The organism is Asaia sp. A2, assembly GCF_057319415.1.
In genome coordinates this window covers 131,731-146,294 of the sequence record NZ_JBXWTO010000003.1, presented here as the reverse complement: position 1 = coordinate 146,294, position 14,564 = coordinate 131,731, and the positions used below count along the sequence as shown (strand labels likewise).

Here is a 14,564-nt window from a genome sequence, read left to right as displayed (position 1 = left end):
TCTCTTAGCTCATCGTCTCGCGACCAGTATTGAAATCAGGTCCCACGGCAAGGGACACCTCTGCTGTGGCGTTGCAGAATACAGGTAGCCCGAGCCAGACCTGCAGGTCGTTCCCGCGCGCCGGCCGAACGAAGTAATGCCGTTCGATCTCGTGGCCGCGTTCCAGTCTGTCCGCATAGTCAACTGTGTAACCGAACTCGTCGTAAAACACCGTGCGCGACAAGACATCGTGGGGTATGCAACGATCCTTGCGCACCGTCATGCGAAAGACTGAATCGCCCTGCATGCCGGACAGGTAGAGATAACCTTGCAAGTGGACGCCCGAGACCGGCCCGCCATCCTTAGACACAGCGCTGCACGATAGACGCAGCATCGTCTCACCATCGCCGTTTTCATGCACCGATACAGAGATCGAAACGAGTTGCCCCGTCGCTTCCATGAACAGAAACATGGGTGAAATACGCAAGTCTCGCAGACCCGGAATTTCGGGAAATAACTGCTGGCGTTCACAGGGGATATCGCGCATTGACCAATGAAAACCGCGCTTACCCTGAGCGTGCGAAGCCCACCACTTGTCGGTCAAGGCGCCGAACCGCTCCGACCTGGCGATACGATTCAGGAGGGTGGTGATAAGCGTTGTTTCCTGGAAACAAGCCAGGCTGGTGCGTTCCTCATGCGCTCTGGAGACCAAGGCGCGTCCCCAGTCGGTCGTCATGGCGACCGTTGACTGCGCCGTCGGGGCACGATCGAACCATTTCATTGCGCAGAAATACGATGGAAGGCGAGGAACTACGTTGATGAGGTCCTCTACCGTTACCTGCCGTGTTCCCGACCAGAGAACTCTGCATATATGAGTGTACTCACCACTACCGAACTTGTTGAAAACAGAGGTGGGGAGCAGTTCCTCAAGCGCCATGAAATTTTCAAAGGATGTATATTTTTCCAGTTCGGTAATCAGATTTCGTCGTTCCTGAATCAACTCCCAATCTTCGCGTCGGGCAAAAAGGCCTTCGATTTGCGTAACGGAGACACGATCGAGGCCCATCTTGTTCTTGAGATGATGTCCGAGCCCGTCGCAGTTCCTGAGATGGTGCCACATCCACGTTCCGTGATAGGTCGGATCGAGTGGATCGACGTCCTGGTCGAGTTCGTAGGCGCGTTCGCAAGCAACCGGAACCGGGGCGGCCAATGGCAATTGCGTGATAGCAGACGCGACGTCGAACGGTCTCACCAGGAGGCTATTCGACGCCATGGTCGCAAAATAACGAAAATCAGGAAATACGACCCGAGCCTCTTCAAAGGATTCTATATGTCCGAGAAGTAGGGTGTGACCCCATTTTTCTCTTTTTGTCTGACCATTGAAGATATGTATTCGCGGGTTGCCCGAATGCGCCACCTCAGGGATTTTGCGATCGCAAGGAAAATTCAGAGCGAGACAGGTATTCTCGGGGGTGTAGGCTAGGAAATTGTCGATATATTGCTTCAGAAAGGCGTCTGATTCATTGAAAAGCGTCGAGAATACAACTTGTGAGTTGGCAGCCTGAGACCGATACAGGCTCAGCGCTGATCCAACTGTCCGCTCACTTCCATCCGACGGGCTCGTTGCGAAACTGAGGGCTTCGAATGCGAGTTCCCCAAAAGTATCTGCCCGAACACGCACATAGCGTGCGGAGAAGGCTCGATCGAACCTGATATGAAAATTGTGGATATCGTCAGGCTCGTGTAGGGCCTGCGTCCAAAGAGGCAGCCATTCTGCGTTATCATCGGAGATCAGGATGGTGAACAAAGGTGGCTGGCGTTCAACACCCTGCAAGCCTCTTAGGGAAAATCCATCGACGCGTAACTGTTTTGCAAGATCGATCTGCCACCATGGAAACCACTCACGGTCCGACCTGAAGCCGCCCGCCACGTAAGGAGAGCCATGTGAGCTCGCTGTTGTGGTGACGACATCGGTAATTCCCTCCATAAAGCAGAACCCTCTTTCCCTGATAATCACGTGCACATCTTGAAGGTCTCCATTCCTTTGCGGTAGGAGGGCGCTTCTCTATCGGCGTGATTAAAGCACTTGGCGCGGATGGCGTGCAAGTACACGAAAATTACTTATGATGAACTGGTCAGGACGTTTCTTGTTCTGCTTTGACTTCCTCCACGATGAGCAGAATGTGGTAACTATGAGGGAATATTCGGCTCAGGAAAATTACGAGCAATTCAACGACGCCGTCGGCAATGATCTTTGAGTGTTTATGAGTAAATGCCCTCGATGATACTATATCATTCAATAATGCGTAGTGCAAAGCAAACTGTCATTTGGTTTTATTCAGGGTGTTGATACGACCTTGATCTGTATTTCCACGTTGACGGCACCGTTGATTGCCGGATTGACTGAGTTTGGAAGGATACCCACGGCCACGCAATCACCACTCACGACGTCGGCGGGGACAGTGTCGATGGCGTTGGCCTGTTGCATGACAGAGTCGAGACCATCTCCCACAAGCGTCAGATCGAGAAGTTTGGTAGTGTCCTTACCCAGTATCATGCTTGGGTTGGGCGCGGCACCGGAAGCGCTACGATCATTCCACATGAACTTGTTGGCCCCGTGACCGGGAAACGCGCGCTGGCAGCTTCCGTGCCTGTAAATCGCCACGATATCACGCACGCTCCACGCGCCCCTTCCATGCGGTATGTTGGCGAAATCTGCGGGGGCAGTCGCTGATACATTGCCATAAAGGCTGATCAGCTTCCCAGGATGAATCGGCCCGTCCGGCGAGACGGGTAGAACCGTATAGGCATTGAGCACAGGGCCATGTGCCGTGCTGGGTGAAACGATGAATTCGGAGTCCAGACCCGTATAGGTTTGCGTAGTCCAGTGAGGGGTTCCTGTGTCGTATAGAAGCTGCAGGTCAGTCCTCATGGTGTAAGGCAGGTTTGCAAAATCGGTACCATCCAGGCTGACGAAAATGCACCCGCCTGGCCGGATACGCATGGGAAGCCGTTCCGGGAGTACGAGAGCGACAGGGAAGGTCTTGATGCCGGGACGGGCCTGCTTGACGATAAGTCCTGCAAGACCCTGGCTTGGGAACCGGGCATAAATCTCGGCATAGCTGCCGATCGTCTGGCCCGAAACCGGACAATTGCCTTGCGTGGTATAGGCGATACCGAACAGGGTCTCGGAGTTGACTGCACCATGCAGGGCCGGGTTTGCCACGCTGGTAGTCGAAATCGTGCCGACCAGCCCCCGGAAGTTAACATCAGGAGGGATATTGTCTGGTAGTCTGAACGCATAGAGATTCTTGACCTGGAACGAGGTCGTCTTTTTTGTGAGCTCCACTTTTATCGGGAGCTTGAGCAGCTGCGCATCGTTTAACGAGTCTATGGGGGCGGCCTGAGCGACCGCACACAAGACGCTGGCCGCGACGAGCAGGGCGACTAGACCTTTCTTCCTTACAAGGTCGTGCGCGCGCGCAGGTGGGGTCTCACGCTTGTATGCAGGCGTCACGGCGTTTCCATCCACTGATGTTATTATAATTCACTGACGTTTACAGTCTTGTTTGGTTGGAGAATAGCAGGTTGAGCAAGAAGAGAGAACAATCCGCGGCGCATGAATGCGACAATACCAGGCAATGCCCAAGACTTGACGATGCTCTTTTGTCGGGGCGGCGGTCTTTCATGATTGGCCTGGGTTCTCTTCTCGCGGGAGGGGGAATGGGACGGGCTGAAGCGGCCCAGCGTTTCCCGCCCGATCATATGATTGCCTCTGATCCTTTTCGCCCCATCAGCCATTTTGTAGCGCCGCGCGGCTGGATGAATGACCCTTGTGGTCCGATATGCGTCGAGGGTGTTTACCATCTGTTCTATCAGTGGAACCCAGAGGCAGCGATCTGGGACAATATGCACTGGGGGCATGCAACGAGCACCGATCTGGTCAATTGGGTCTATCAGACAGTCGCACTTTCACCCCGGCGGGATGGTCCTGATCGGGACGGCGTTTTCACAGGCGATGTAGTGATTGATGGGAATCGCGCTGTCGCCATCTACACAGGCTTTCGTTTCAACAGGACCTTACCCCAGATCCAGTGTGTAGCATATTCTGACCGCGAAATGACGCACTGGCAGCAGGATGCTGAACCCCTTCTCGCGGCAGGACCGGATCATCTCCGGATCGGCGGCTTCAGGGATCCGAAACTCTGGCGGGAGGGGCTGACCTGGGTCATGCTTGTTGGCAGCAAGATTGACGGCCTGGGCGGCGTGATCTTCAGATATGAGAGCAGGGATCTGAAGGCCTGGTCCTTCATACGGATCTTCTACGGACCATCCGATCTGCATGGTGGCGATGACGTTCTGGAATGCCCGGACTTCTTCAGTCTCGGAACATGCCACGCTCTGCTGTTTTCCATCAATTCTGTGGTGCATGTCATCACAGGGCAGTACAGGGACGGCCAGTTCAGTCCTGTCCGGCACGATGTGCTCGGGTATGGAGGATTTTACGCGGCCAGAAGCTTCCTCGATGCTCAAGGTCGCCGCACAGTGTTCGGGTGGCTCCCGGAGAAACCGTGGCAGGCTGGTGAGGCCGCCGCCCGTGGGTGGAGCGGTGTAATGTCCTATCCCCGCGTCTTGACGGCAGATGATGAGGGGAAAGTCCTCTCCAAGCTGCATCCCGCCATAGCTGCGTTGACTGGTGAAGAAATTGTCAGTGGCGCCCTTGGAAAAGCGATCACTGTTGATGGTCCGCAGGTAAGAATACGGATCCGGTTTTCCGCCACGAGTACCGGTAGCATCGTGTTTGCCCACACTGATCGCTATCTGCATCTTGATTTTGATCCTGCGGCCACACAGGGCGAATTCTCCTGCAATGAGGACCGCGCCCCCTTGCCAGCAACATCTGCGGCAGCTCTCGATATCTACGTTGATGGTAGCGTTATCGAAATCATCACCTCAACTGGAACCACGCTCAATGCCAGAGCCTATGGTAATCCCAGCCGGCCGTTCACGCTCTCGGGCACAGGTTGTTTCGCGACTGCGCAATGCGAGGTCCACGCCTTGCTTCCCGCAACCTTCCGGTTTGCTGAATAACTGGTTCAGGGTTGGTACTTCGCTTGATCGGGCGGGGTGATCTGTAACGAGACAGGGCAATGGTCCGAGATCACTTGGTGGTTGTCGGTCTGGAAGGTCATGACACGCAGACTTTCTGGAACGAGCCATGACCGGGTTGGGCCACCAAGTAGAATGTGATCAATAAAATAGGTGCCACCCTCGCAAGGGCTTGCCAGTCCAGCGGTCGAGAGAATGGGGCTGTAGGCGCCAATCATATGCCTGAGATACGGGTCTGTCATCGTAAGGCGGCGATTGAAGTCGCCCAGCACGGCATACGCCTCACCCTCGTCTTCACGTTCTTCCAGCCAGTTGGCTACGAGCATGATCTGTTCGCGAAGGATCGGGCAGGAATGAGCTTTTTCCATCCAGCTTCTGTCCCAGCAGCCCGATTTCAGGTGCACGACCAGAAGACGCAGCGTCGCCGTTCCATTGGAAATGATCGCGTCCAGGGCTGGACGCAAGGCATGCCCTCCATGGCTGGAAGATCGATCAAACTCCTGAATGCTTACCGCTCTATCAACATGCCATGGCTTGCGCAGGACAAGACCAAGATTTTGTGCAATTGGCGCTTTGCTGAGGGTGATTACGTAGTCAGGGGAGGGAAAAATTCGTCTCAGCGTGGCTTCGTCGCTGACCTCCTGAACAGCCAGGATATCGGCATTCAGACGTAAGGCATAATGACGAAGGGCTTGCCAGTCCTCGTTGGTGCGGTGGGGCGCATCATCGGGCAGAAGCGCGCTGGCTTGCGGTAAAAGGGTCAGCCAGTCAAGATTCCATGTGGCGATCTTGACTGGTGCGACCGGTGCGGCGCTGGCGGACTGCAAACACATCCAGATCGCCAGAACCGCGAGTCGGGTAAAGTCAGACCGAGATGCCAAGATCACCGAGAACATCGCGCACCGTGCGTTCCTTGCGGCTCTGTTCATCAATGACGACAACCTGTCCCGTTCCGATATCGTAGAACCAGCCCTGAAGCGCGATCTCGCCCGCTGCAAGAGCACCGACCACGGCAGGATGAGTGCGCAGATGGGCAAGTTGCAGCAGCACGTTCTGCTGAGCCAGTTCCTTGACGGTCTCCGGACCGGCATCCTCCGCCTTGAAAGGCCCCAGTGCGGCGCGGGCCGCCTCGGCATTGCGCAACCAGCGCTGTACCGTCGGCATAGTGTCGAATTTGGGATTGTTGAGATCGCACAGGGCGCCCATCGCACCGCAATTGGAGTGACCGCACACAACGATGTGCTTCACCTTGAGGACGAGCACGGCGTACTCGATAGCCGACGAGACGGCACCGAGCATTTCGCCATGCGGAGGAACGATATTGCCGACATTGCGCACAATGAAGAGATCGCCCGGCGATGTCTGGGTGATCATGCTCGGATTGATGCGGCTGTCGGAGCAGGTGATGAACAGGGTGGAAGGCGACTGGCCCTCGGCGAGGCTTTCAAAGAGCTCGCGATGCTCTTCGTACACCTCGTCGTCGAAATGCTGTACGCCCTTGAGAAGGGCAATCAGGCTTTTTTCGATTTCACTTTTCATCGTGACCTCATCTGAAAAAGGGGTGTGGCTTGCTGTGAGTTTTGCGCCACACCTGGAACTCAGATGACTCGGATGCCGTGGTTTTGATTAGGTGTCCATGCCTGAACGGCATGGTTCACCCTTTGTCATGAACGCTCAGGCTGAAAGCGTCTTTCTGAGTGAGTCGAACACGGCGTCGCTGTTGGGCTGCGGACCACCAGCCTGCGCCATATCCGGTCGACCGCCGCCGCCCTTGCCGCCCATCTCGGCTGACGCCAGACGGACCAGATCGACCGCATTGAAACGGTCATTCAGGTCTTTCGTGACGGCGACGACAACGCTGCCTTTGCCTTCAGCCGTGGAGATGAGGGCGACAACACCGCTTCCGATCTGCTTGGTGATGGCCTCGGCCATGTTCTTGAGCTCACGTGGCGCCACGTCACCCAGATCACGCGGCACGAAGGTCACGCCATTGATGGACTCGCTGGCCGAATCGGCCTGACCCGTTGCCAGACGCTTCTGGAGCTCCGAAACCTGACGTTCCAGGGCCCGACGCTCTTCGACCAGCGTGGCGAGGCGATCCGGGGCCTCGGCAATTGTGGCCTTAAGAAGATCGGCCATACGGCGCAGACGCTCATCCGCCTCGATGGCCAGACGGTCGGCAGCAACACCGCAAACGGCCTCGATGCGGCGCACGCCAGCCGAAACACCGCTTTCCGAGACAATGCGGAACGGCCCGATTTCGCCCGTGCGACCCACATGGGTGCCACCACAGAGCTCGATGGAATAGGCGCCGCGCGTCTCATCGCCTAGCCCCATTGAGACCACACGGACCTCATCACCGTATTTCTCGCCGAACAATGCCATGGCGCCTTCAGCGACCGCGGTTTCGGGGGTCATGATGCGCGTTTCGACAGCACTGTTTTCACGAATGCGAGCATTTACCTCACGCTCGACGAGCGCCAGTTCTTCTGCCGTGATGGGGCGAGGCTGCGAGACGTCGAAGCGTAGGCGCTCCGGCGCATTCAGACTGCCTTTCTGGGCCACATGGTCGCCAAGCTGGCGGCGCAGCGCCTCGTGAAGCAGGTGAGTGGCGGAGTGATGACCACGCACAGCCTGTCGGCGCGTATGATCGATCTCTGCTGTGACCGATGTTCCCGGGCGCACGACGCCCTCGATCACACGGCCATAATGCACGAGCAGATCGCCGTTGCGCTTCTGGGTGTCGGTTATCTCGATGCGCAAATTCTCGCCAACCAGCACGCCGTGATCGCCCACCTGGCCGCCACTCTCGCCGTAGAAGGGGGTCTGGTTCAGCAGGATGGCGATCTCATCACCGGCCGAGGCGCTTTCGCTCTCGATTCCGGCCTTGGCAACCAGTACGACCTCGGCATCAGCCTTTTCCGACGAATAGCCAAGGAATTCCGAGGCGCCAAAGCGCTCGCGGGCATCGAACCAGATGGTCTCCGCAGCGGCATCGCCTGAGCCCACCCACGCCGCACGGGCACGGGCGCGCTGCTCTGCCATGGCGGCCTCGAAACCGGCCACATCGACAGTCCGACCCTGTTCGCGCAGCGCATCCTGCGTAAGGTCGAGCGGGAAGCCGAATGTGTCGTAAAGCTTGAAGGCTACGTCACCGGGGAGGGCGCCGCCCTCGGCCACCCGAGCGGTTTCATCCTCAAGCAGCGACATGCCGCGTTCCAGCAGGGCGGTGAAGCGCTTTTCCTCGCCCTTCATGGTCTCAGCAATCAGGGATTGATGCTGCACGAGTTCCGGATACGCCGCTCCCATCTGCCGGATCAGCGCAGGGAGCAGACGATAGAAAACTGGCTCGGTCGCGCCCAGACGCTGGAGATGGCGCATGGCGCGACGCATGATGCGACGCAGCACATAGCCACGACCATCCTTGGACGGCATCACGCCGTCTGCAATCAGGAAGGCTGTCGATCGCAGATGGTCGGCCACGACACGATGGCTGGCCCGCAGCGACCCATCAGGATCGGTGCTGAGCGCGTTTGCCGTGGCTTCGACCAGGCTGCGCAGCACATCGGTGTCGTACACGTCGCGCTTGCCCTGCATCACGGCTGCAAAGCGCTCAAGCCCCATGCCGGTATCGATCGAAGGGCGGGGCAGCGGCGCGCGCGTTCCCGGAGGACCTTCGAGATACTGCATGAAAACGAGATTCCAGATCTCGACAAACCGATCGCCGTCTTCCTCGGGCGAGCCCGGAGGGCCGCCCCAGACATCTGGGCCATGATCGAAGAAGATTTCCGAGCACGGACCGCAGGGACCCGTATCGCCCATGCGCCAGAAATTATCGGCCGTCGGGATACGGATGATCTTCTCTTCAGGAAGGCCCGCGATCTTGCGCCACAGGCCAGCCGCTTCTTCATCCTCGGCATAGACCGTCGCGAGCAGCTTTTCCTTGGGCAGACCGTAGCCCTTGGTCAGGAGGTTCCAGGCAAATTCGATCGCTTCGGCCTTGAAATAGTCACCGAAGGAGAAATTGCCGAGCATTTCGAAAAAGGTCAGATGGCGAGCCGTGTAGCCCACATTGTCCAGATCGTTATGCTTGCCGCCTGCGCGCACGACCTTCTGCGCTGTTGTTGCACGCGTATAGGGGCGTGTTTCCTGCCCGGTGAACACGTTCTTGAACGGCACCATGCCAGCATTGGTGAAGAGCAGCGTGGGATCGTTCTGCGGCACCAGCGAGGCCGAGGGAACGATCTTGTGGCCCTGGTCTCCGAAATACTTCAGAAACGCGCTGCGCAGCTCATTTGTGGTGGTGTTATGGATCGGTGTGGTCATGGCGCGAGCAGAAAATCCCGATTGCGGCGTGAAGATGGCATCTCCACTAGAGCAAAGAGACCGCAAAGGAAATGTTTTGCGCGTGTCGGCTCAGGATTCCAGATCGTGATCGGCAGGGTCGACATTCAGATCGACCGCCATCTGCGCCAGTTCCATGGGCGTTTCAGGAACCTTGGCCCGAAAGACAAGCTTGCGTGACAGGTTGAAATTGGCCATCAGCCCCATGAGGGACCCCGCCGCCAGAGGCAGGGCGACGTGCTGCGCACAGAACGGAATGGTGAAGCACAGCGCGTAGACCGTCCCGCGATTGAGCAGGAACCCAAAGCTGTTGGCTGCCAGAAAACGCAGCCATTGCAGTATGGGGTGGTCGCGATGGGCGACGCTGCGAAATGTCCAGAGCTGGTTGAGCAGCCAGTTGAGACTGGCCACTAGAAAATAGGACAGCAGTGTGGCGGCTGTCAGGCCGAGTTCGGGGCGAAGCAGGGTAACAATCAGGATGTCCCAGACAAGCCCCATTGCACCGATGATACCGAACCGCATGAACTGTGCGATGAGCTGTCTCGGCGCGCGCGGATAGAAGATCCGTTTCTTGAGCACGTCGCGTGTGCCTTTCCCATCATGAAATCGGGGTCAAGCTGGTAGGGCTATTAAGTGCCAGATGCAAGCGACGGCGGGAGGATCGCCCACGCTTTTCATTTCTGAAAACACGTCAAGGCCTGTGCTCCACGCGGTACCCCGGATCCCTCGGCAGGTGCCGGTTTGAGATGCAGGCAGGAAGACCGGGGTGGTGCCGTCCCTCAACCGGGGCTCAGGTCGTATCCTGTCGTTGCCCTCTGCTCGTACGCTGCCAATGATACCAGGCATTGGCCGCCAGCCCGACCAGTATGGCGTAAAGCCCGGCACTGACCCATAGGCTGCGTGTGAGGAACAGCGCCACGTAGGCGGTATCGATGGCAACCCAGAGCGGCCAGCACAGCATGATTCGCCGGGCGGTCCAGATCTGCGCGACGAGGCTCAACGCGCTCAGCGCGGCATCAGTGAATGGGGCAGGGTCACCCGTCCAGTGAGCCAGACCATAGCCAAGTGCCCCACTGGCGATCAGGCCAACAAGAATATCTCGTACCAACGCCGTGTGCCGGTGTGTTTCCACTCGCACGCCAGTCTGCTCGCGGGAGGCATGAGACCATGCGTACCAGCCACGAAGCAGGAATGCGCAAAATACTAGCTGCAAGGCCGAGTCTGCCCAGAGTCGTGCCTGGGCAAAGACAACCAGATAGAGCAGAGCCGCAATCAGCGAGACTGGCCACCCTGACACCCGGCGCTGGCCGGTCAGCCAGATCCCCGCCACGGTAAACAGCGCTGCAATGGCTTCGAGAGGAGACATCAGGCGTTGGCCGGGGCCGCGGTGACAATCTGGCAAAAATTCCGACCGGGTGGCGAATTAAACCAGATGAGATGGCCGATCAGATAGGTCTCCCACGTCACTCTCGCAGTGTCAGGCGCGCGCAGCAGCGTGTCGTAATACCAGACTTCCGAGCAGGCGAAGGCCACATGGGCGAGAGGCAGCATGGCGGCAATCTCCTCCCGGTCACGCAGGCTTAGCGCTTCCTCCTGATCGTAACCGGCGAGAAAAGCGGCCGAGTGATCAGGTCTAGTAGCATAGTCCATCGACTGATCTGTCTGCACAGGGTCATAATCGCTGGTCAGCAACACGGCGTGCGGGTTCATCCAGTCGACCATGCTGCGTTCAAGGGCCACAGCGATATCAAAAGCGCGGGTCGTAAGATCGGCCATCCCGAAATCGAACGGCGCCCTGACGACCGTGCGGTCAGGCAGGCTTTGCCCTGCTTTTTTGCGATCCCAGATGAGGTTGGACCCGTGCCAGTCGCCGTGCCCCCAATGCAGGGCCGTCGTTTTGAGAAACGGTCGGGCCTGCCTGATGGCGGGCGTGAGCGCTGCCATGAGTAGGGACAACCCGCCTTGCCGGTCGAGCGCTTTGCCCAGCGCAGGTTGAGCCTGAACCCAGCTGCGAAAGGCGGTCTCGGGATCAGCATTACCTAGAAACGGGGTGAGGGCAGAAACCAGCGGACGTGTGGCTCGCGAGGGTGCCTCAAAACTGCGCGCAGCCCGATGAAACCGGGCGAGGGCGCTTCCTGCCTCAAAAGCCTCATCAAGGCTGCGATAGGGCTCCCATGACATAGTGTCACGGTAGAGGTCCAACCCGTCAAGGGCAGGGAAACACTCGTAGCACCATTCGCCGCTCACAAGGATTGTGCTGCGTGATCCTGCGCTTTCGCTCGTGCATTCGCGGGGGCAGGCGACCGGCAAGCCATTCTGCGAGAGGTGAGAGATCAGACGGTGCTCTTCTGCCAGCGTCCCCCTGTCGCGAAGCCGATGATGGTGGCGCTTGAGAAACCATATCTGACCGCCCGGATCGCGGACACGCGCGACCGCAGAAAAGGGCCGTGCGCTATGCCACGAGATCGGCGCGGTGCTTTCAAGTCCGAAAGCTGCGAGGACGTGCTTTGCCTCGTCAGAAGTGATGAGTGGCCAGTCGCGCTGTGCCTCCTTGCCCCAGAGGCCGAATTGCCCGATTTGCTCTGACGCGCCCGGTTCTGTCATCAGAACCCGGCGGTCGCAGTGGCCAGGGCCGAAAAACCGCCGCCGATATAATAATCCGGCGATGATCCTGCGATGGTCGATCCATACCGCCCTGTCGTGTCACGAGCATTGAGTGTGGGGTCGGCAATTCCTGAAAGGTAATGCTCATTGGTGATGTTGATGAAGTTGAGCCGCAGAGACGGTGCCTTCAGTCGGGAGAGATCCGAGAAACGATATCCGACCGTGAGATTGCCCGTCGTATGATCGCTTATACGCTCGTCATTCATGAACGTCGCGTATTGGCGTCCCGTGTACTGAATGGCTGCAAAACCGAAAACGTGCCCGTCATCATAGGTCAGACCGGCTGAAGCCTGGAGTTTCGGGCTGCGCACGGCTGTCTTGCCGGAAGTGGGCAGCAGGTCACCGCCGCTCGCGATATCGTTGTCGATCGTTGCATGGAGGTACTCGCCTGAGAGATAGGGTGCAAAATGATGCCAGGGTTTCAGGCCGAGTTCGATATCCACACCACGCGATGTCTGACCACCGGCATTCATGGTGGACTGAATGGGCGTGTTGTTGACCAGCACCTGCGTCTGGATCTGCCTGTTCGTGAAGTTGTAGTTGAAGAAAGTCAGGCTCCCAGTCACGAGCGGCCCGGTATAGCGATAACCGATTTCTTCAGAGATCGAATATTCGTTGCGCAGGTTATGCGTGCCAGTCGTACTGATGTCGCCGGAGCTGGTGTCATAAACGTTATACAGCGCAGTGAAAGCCGGAGCGCGGAAGTTGGTCGTGGCGTTCAGGAAGATCTGATGCTGGGGCGTGATCTGGAAGCGCAAACCCAGACGGGGGAGCGGCACTGCGCTATTGCTCTCGACACGATACTGTGGCCCGGGGACGGCATTGGTACCAACGCGGCTGACCATAACCTCCTTGAACCCGGCCTCGACAAGCAGGCGGTCAGACAGGAAATGCATCCTGTCACCCACATAAAGCGCATTCGCCATGCTGATGGTGTGTGTGTCGCCCGCAAGATAGATCCGCCCGTTGCTCAGCCGCACGAAATTGCCGGTACCGCTGCCCCAGATATTCGCCGAGGCGCCGTTCTCGCTCACGGGTGAGAAGGACTGGACCTCATGATCATCGCCGTAATCGAACCAGTAGCCGGCATAAAGCTCGTTCCATCCCTGCTTCCAGGCAAGCTCCGATGTGAATCCTGAGCGATAGCTGCGCTGGGTATAATTGGCACGTACGATGGCCGAACCATCGTCAGAGCTGGGGAGGGCAAGCGTGTCCGTAAGAGCCTGCGTACCGGTATAGAGACCGCTTAGCGGCAGGGTCGAACCGCCCGGCACATTGCCATAGGCGCCCTGCGCATAGGGTGTGGCCTTCAGTGTAAGGTGATCGGTGAGCGCTAGCGAGACCGGCGCTCCCATGTAGAGCGTCCGTTCAGGCGCACGCCACAGGCGTTGATAATAGGGGCCAGCTTCCTGGTCCTGCGGGTCGTAGCGCGATGCCAACGCATTGCCCGACGAGACCCCATATTCCCTGAACTGGTCTTTTGACACCTGCGGGTAATAACTGGTGATCGTGCTATTGAAGCTGCCGACAAGTCCCGCGTGGGAACGCTCTCCCATGTCACGCACGAGCTTGAAATCGATATGGTGGCGCATGTCATGGCCGGGGCCACGCCAGTTCTCGGCGCTGGTATGGGAATAGGAAACAAAGCCCCGCAACCCTGTGTGGCCGATCATCCCCGTATCCAGCCGGATGAATTCGCGGTTGGTGTTGTAGGAGCCATAGGAGGCCGAGATCGTCCCCCCGGCCTTGCGCGCCGGATCGCGAAAATCGAGGCTCATCAATCCGCCCGCGGCGTTGAGCACAGGACTGTCCAGATCCGCCTCACCCTGGGCGAGGGCGATCTGCCGATAATTCTCACTGTCGGCAAACTGGCTCGGATAGCCGGAATAGAAGGCGAGATCATTGAGGGGCATGCCTTCGAGTACATAGCCGATGGAGTCCGTGTTCAGCCCACGCACCGAGATGGTGGTTTGGGGGGAAAGCCCCATTGCATCGGACGAAGCCACATTGGCCCCTGGCAGCATGGAGACAAGCTGATAGGCACTGGATATCGGGGCCTGTCTGGTAATGAACGTGCTATCGACCGTGCTGACTGCCTTGATGCCGTGCTCCGGGTGGATGAGGCCACCGCCGCGTGCGGCATCGCGCTTCTCGGGTTCGGTCGCCCTCACCGTGATCTGCTCGGTCTTGTGCGGCTTGTTTTTAAGCGTGGTCTTGTCGCTACTGCCGTGGGTCGCTGTATCCGAGGCCAGAAGAGAGCCAGGTGTCAGACAGAGCCCGAGGCTGCAAACGCCGCAGAGCAGGAAACTGCGTTGCAGCGAAAAGAGCGGCTTACGGGTGGCAGGCGGCACAAGCGTGGTCCAGTCATGAAGGGGCGAGGTAATGGCGATGTGAGTGAAAGCAGGTCTCATATCGGAAGATTGGAAACAATCGTTTTCGTCGTGTCACGAATGGATTTACCTCGCCCC

Annotated in this window: 10 protein-coding genes; 1 reads left to right on the top strand and 9 read right to left on the bottom strand. The window is 58.1% G+C overall.

What is annotated here, in order from left to right; all coding sequences use genetic code 11:
* Positions 1 to 4: 4 nt before the first annotated feature.
* Together ACWNRM_RS04060 and ACWNRM_RS04055 are read right to left on the bottom strand one after the other, a co-directional pair.
* Positions 5 to 1,966: a discoidin domain-containing protein gene (locus ACWNRM_RS04060; protein ID WP_485169575.1), complete on the bottom strand. Its 1,962-nt coding sequence runs from the start codon at positions 1,964 to 1,966 to the stop codon at positions 5 to 7.
* A gap of 351 nt (positions 1,967 to 2,317) precedes the next feature.
* Positions 2,318 to 3,328 (bottom strand): hypothetical protein, encoded by a 1,011-nt coding sequence (locus ACWNRM_RS04055; protein ID WP_485169576.1) that lies wholly within the window; start codon positions 3,326 to 3,328, stop codon positions 2,318 to 2,320.
* A 374-nt stretch (positions 3,329 to 3,702) separates the two neighbouring features.
* Here ACWNRM_RS04055 and ACWNRM_RS04050 point away from each other — a divergent pair, with 374 nt between their 5' ends.
* Positions 3,703 to 5,070 carry a glycoside hydrolase family 32 protein gene (locus ACWNRM_RS04050; protein ID WP_485169577.1) on the top strand — a complete coding sequence of 456 codons (1,368 nt, stop codon included), beginning with the start codon at positions 3,703 to 3,705 and terminating at the stop codon, positions 5,068 to 5,070.
* Positions 5,071 to 5,075: 5 nt separating this feature from the next.
* On the opposite strand, the gene ACWNRM_RS04045 is transcribed toward ACWNRM_RS04050, so the two are convergent.
* From ACWNRM_RS04045 to ACWNRM_RS04015, 7 genes are all read right to left on the bottom strand, one after another.
* A complete protein-coding gene (locus ACWNRM_RS04045; RefSeq protein ID WP_485172153.1) occupies positions 5,076 to 6,017 on the bottom strand; it encodes an endonuclease/exonuclease/phosphatase family protein in 942 nt (313 codons plus the stop codon).
* Positions 5,953 to 6,627 (bottom strand): carbonic anhydrase, encoded by a 675-nt coding sequence (locus ACWNRM_RS04040; RefSeq protein ID WP_485169579.1) that lies wholly within the window; start codon positions 6,625 to 6,627, stop codon positions 5,953 to 5,955. Before ACWNRM_RS04040 ends, ACWNRM_RS04045 begins: the two co-directional genes overlap by 65 nt.
* Before the next feature lie 135 nt (positions 6,628 to 6,762).
* Complete coding sequence (gene alaS, locus ACWNRM_RS04035) at positions 6,763 to 9,414, bottom strand: alanine--tRNA ligase (protein ID WP_485169580.1); 2,652 nt, start codon at positions 9,412 to 9,414, stop codon at positions 6,763 to 6,765.
* A 90-nt stretch (positions 9,415 to 9,504) separates the two neighbouring features.
* Complete coding sequence (locus tag ACWNRM_RS04030; protein WP_240386499.1) at positions 9,505 to 10,011, bottom strand: GtrA family protein; 507 nt, start codon at positions 10,009 to 10,011, stop codon at positions 9,505 to 9,507.
* Between the two features lie 211 nt (positions 10,012 to 10,222).
* The gene (pnuC, locus tag ACWNRM_RS04025; RefSeq protein WP_485169581.1) at positions 10,223 to 10,798 is read right to left on the bottom strand and encodes a nicotinamide riboside transporter PnuC; all 576 of its coding nucleotides are present in this window, start codon (positions 10,796 to 10,798) and stop codon (positions 10,223 to 10,225) included.
* Positions 10,798 to 12,036: a phosphotransferase enzyme family protein gene (locus ACWNRM_RS04020; RefSeq protein ID WP_485169582.1), complete on the bottom strand. Its 1,239-nt coding sequence runs from the start codon at positions 12,034 to 12,036 to the stop codon at positions 10,798 to 10,800. Before ACWNRM_RS04020 ends, pnuC begins: the two co-directional genes overlap by 1 nt.
* Complete coding sequence (locus tag ACWNRM_RS04015) at positions 12,036 to 14,507, bottom strand: TonB-dependent receptor (protein ID WP_485169583.1); 2,472 nt, start codon at positions 14,505 to 14,507, stop codon at positions 12,036 to 12,038. The genes ACWNRM_RS04020 and ACWNRM_RS04015 overlap by 1 nt, the downstream gene beginning before the upstream one ends.
* Positions 14,508 to 14,564: the final 57 nt, after the last annotated feature.

Excerpts from the sequence above, each read along its gene's own strand:
- alaS (WP_485169580.1), bottom strand. The coding sequence starts at position 9,414 with ATGACCACACCGATCCATAACACCACCACAAATGAGCTGCGCAGCGCG.
- ACWNRM_RS04015 (WP_485169583.1), bottom strand. The coding sequence starts at position 14,507 with ATGAGACCTGCTTTCACTCACATCGCCATTACCTCGCCCCTTCATGAC.
- pnuC (WP_485169581.1), bottom strand. The coding sequence starts at position 10,798 with ATGTCTCCTCTCGAAGCCATTGCAGCGCTGTTTACCGTGGCGGGGATC.
- ACWNRM_RS04050 (WP_485169577.1), top strand. The coding sequence starts at position 3,703 with ATGGGACGGGCTGAAGCGGCCCAGCGTTTCCCGCCCGATCATATGATT.
- ACWNRM_RS04060 (WP_485169575.1), bottom strand. The coding sequence starts at position 1,966 with ATGGAGGGAATTACCGATGTCGTCACCACAACAGCGAGCTCACATGGC.
- ACWNRM_RS04045 (WP_485172153.1), bottom strand. The coding sequence starts at position 6,017 with ATGAACAGAGCCGCAAGGAACGCACGGTGCGCGATGTTCTCGGTGATC.
- ACWNRM_RS04020 (WP_485169582.1), bottom strand. The coding sequence starts at position 12,036 with ATGACAGAACCGGGCGCGTCAGAGCAAATCGGGCAATTCGGCCTCTGG.
- ACWNRM_RS04040 (WP_485169579.1), bottom strand. The coding sequence starts at position 6,627 with ATGAAAAGTGAAATCGAAAAAAGCCTGATTGCCCTTCTCAAGGGCGTA.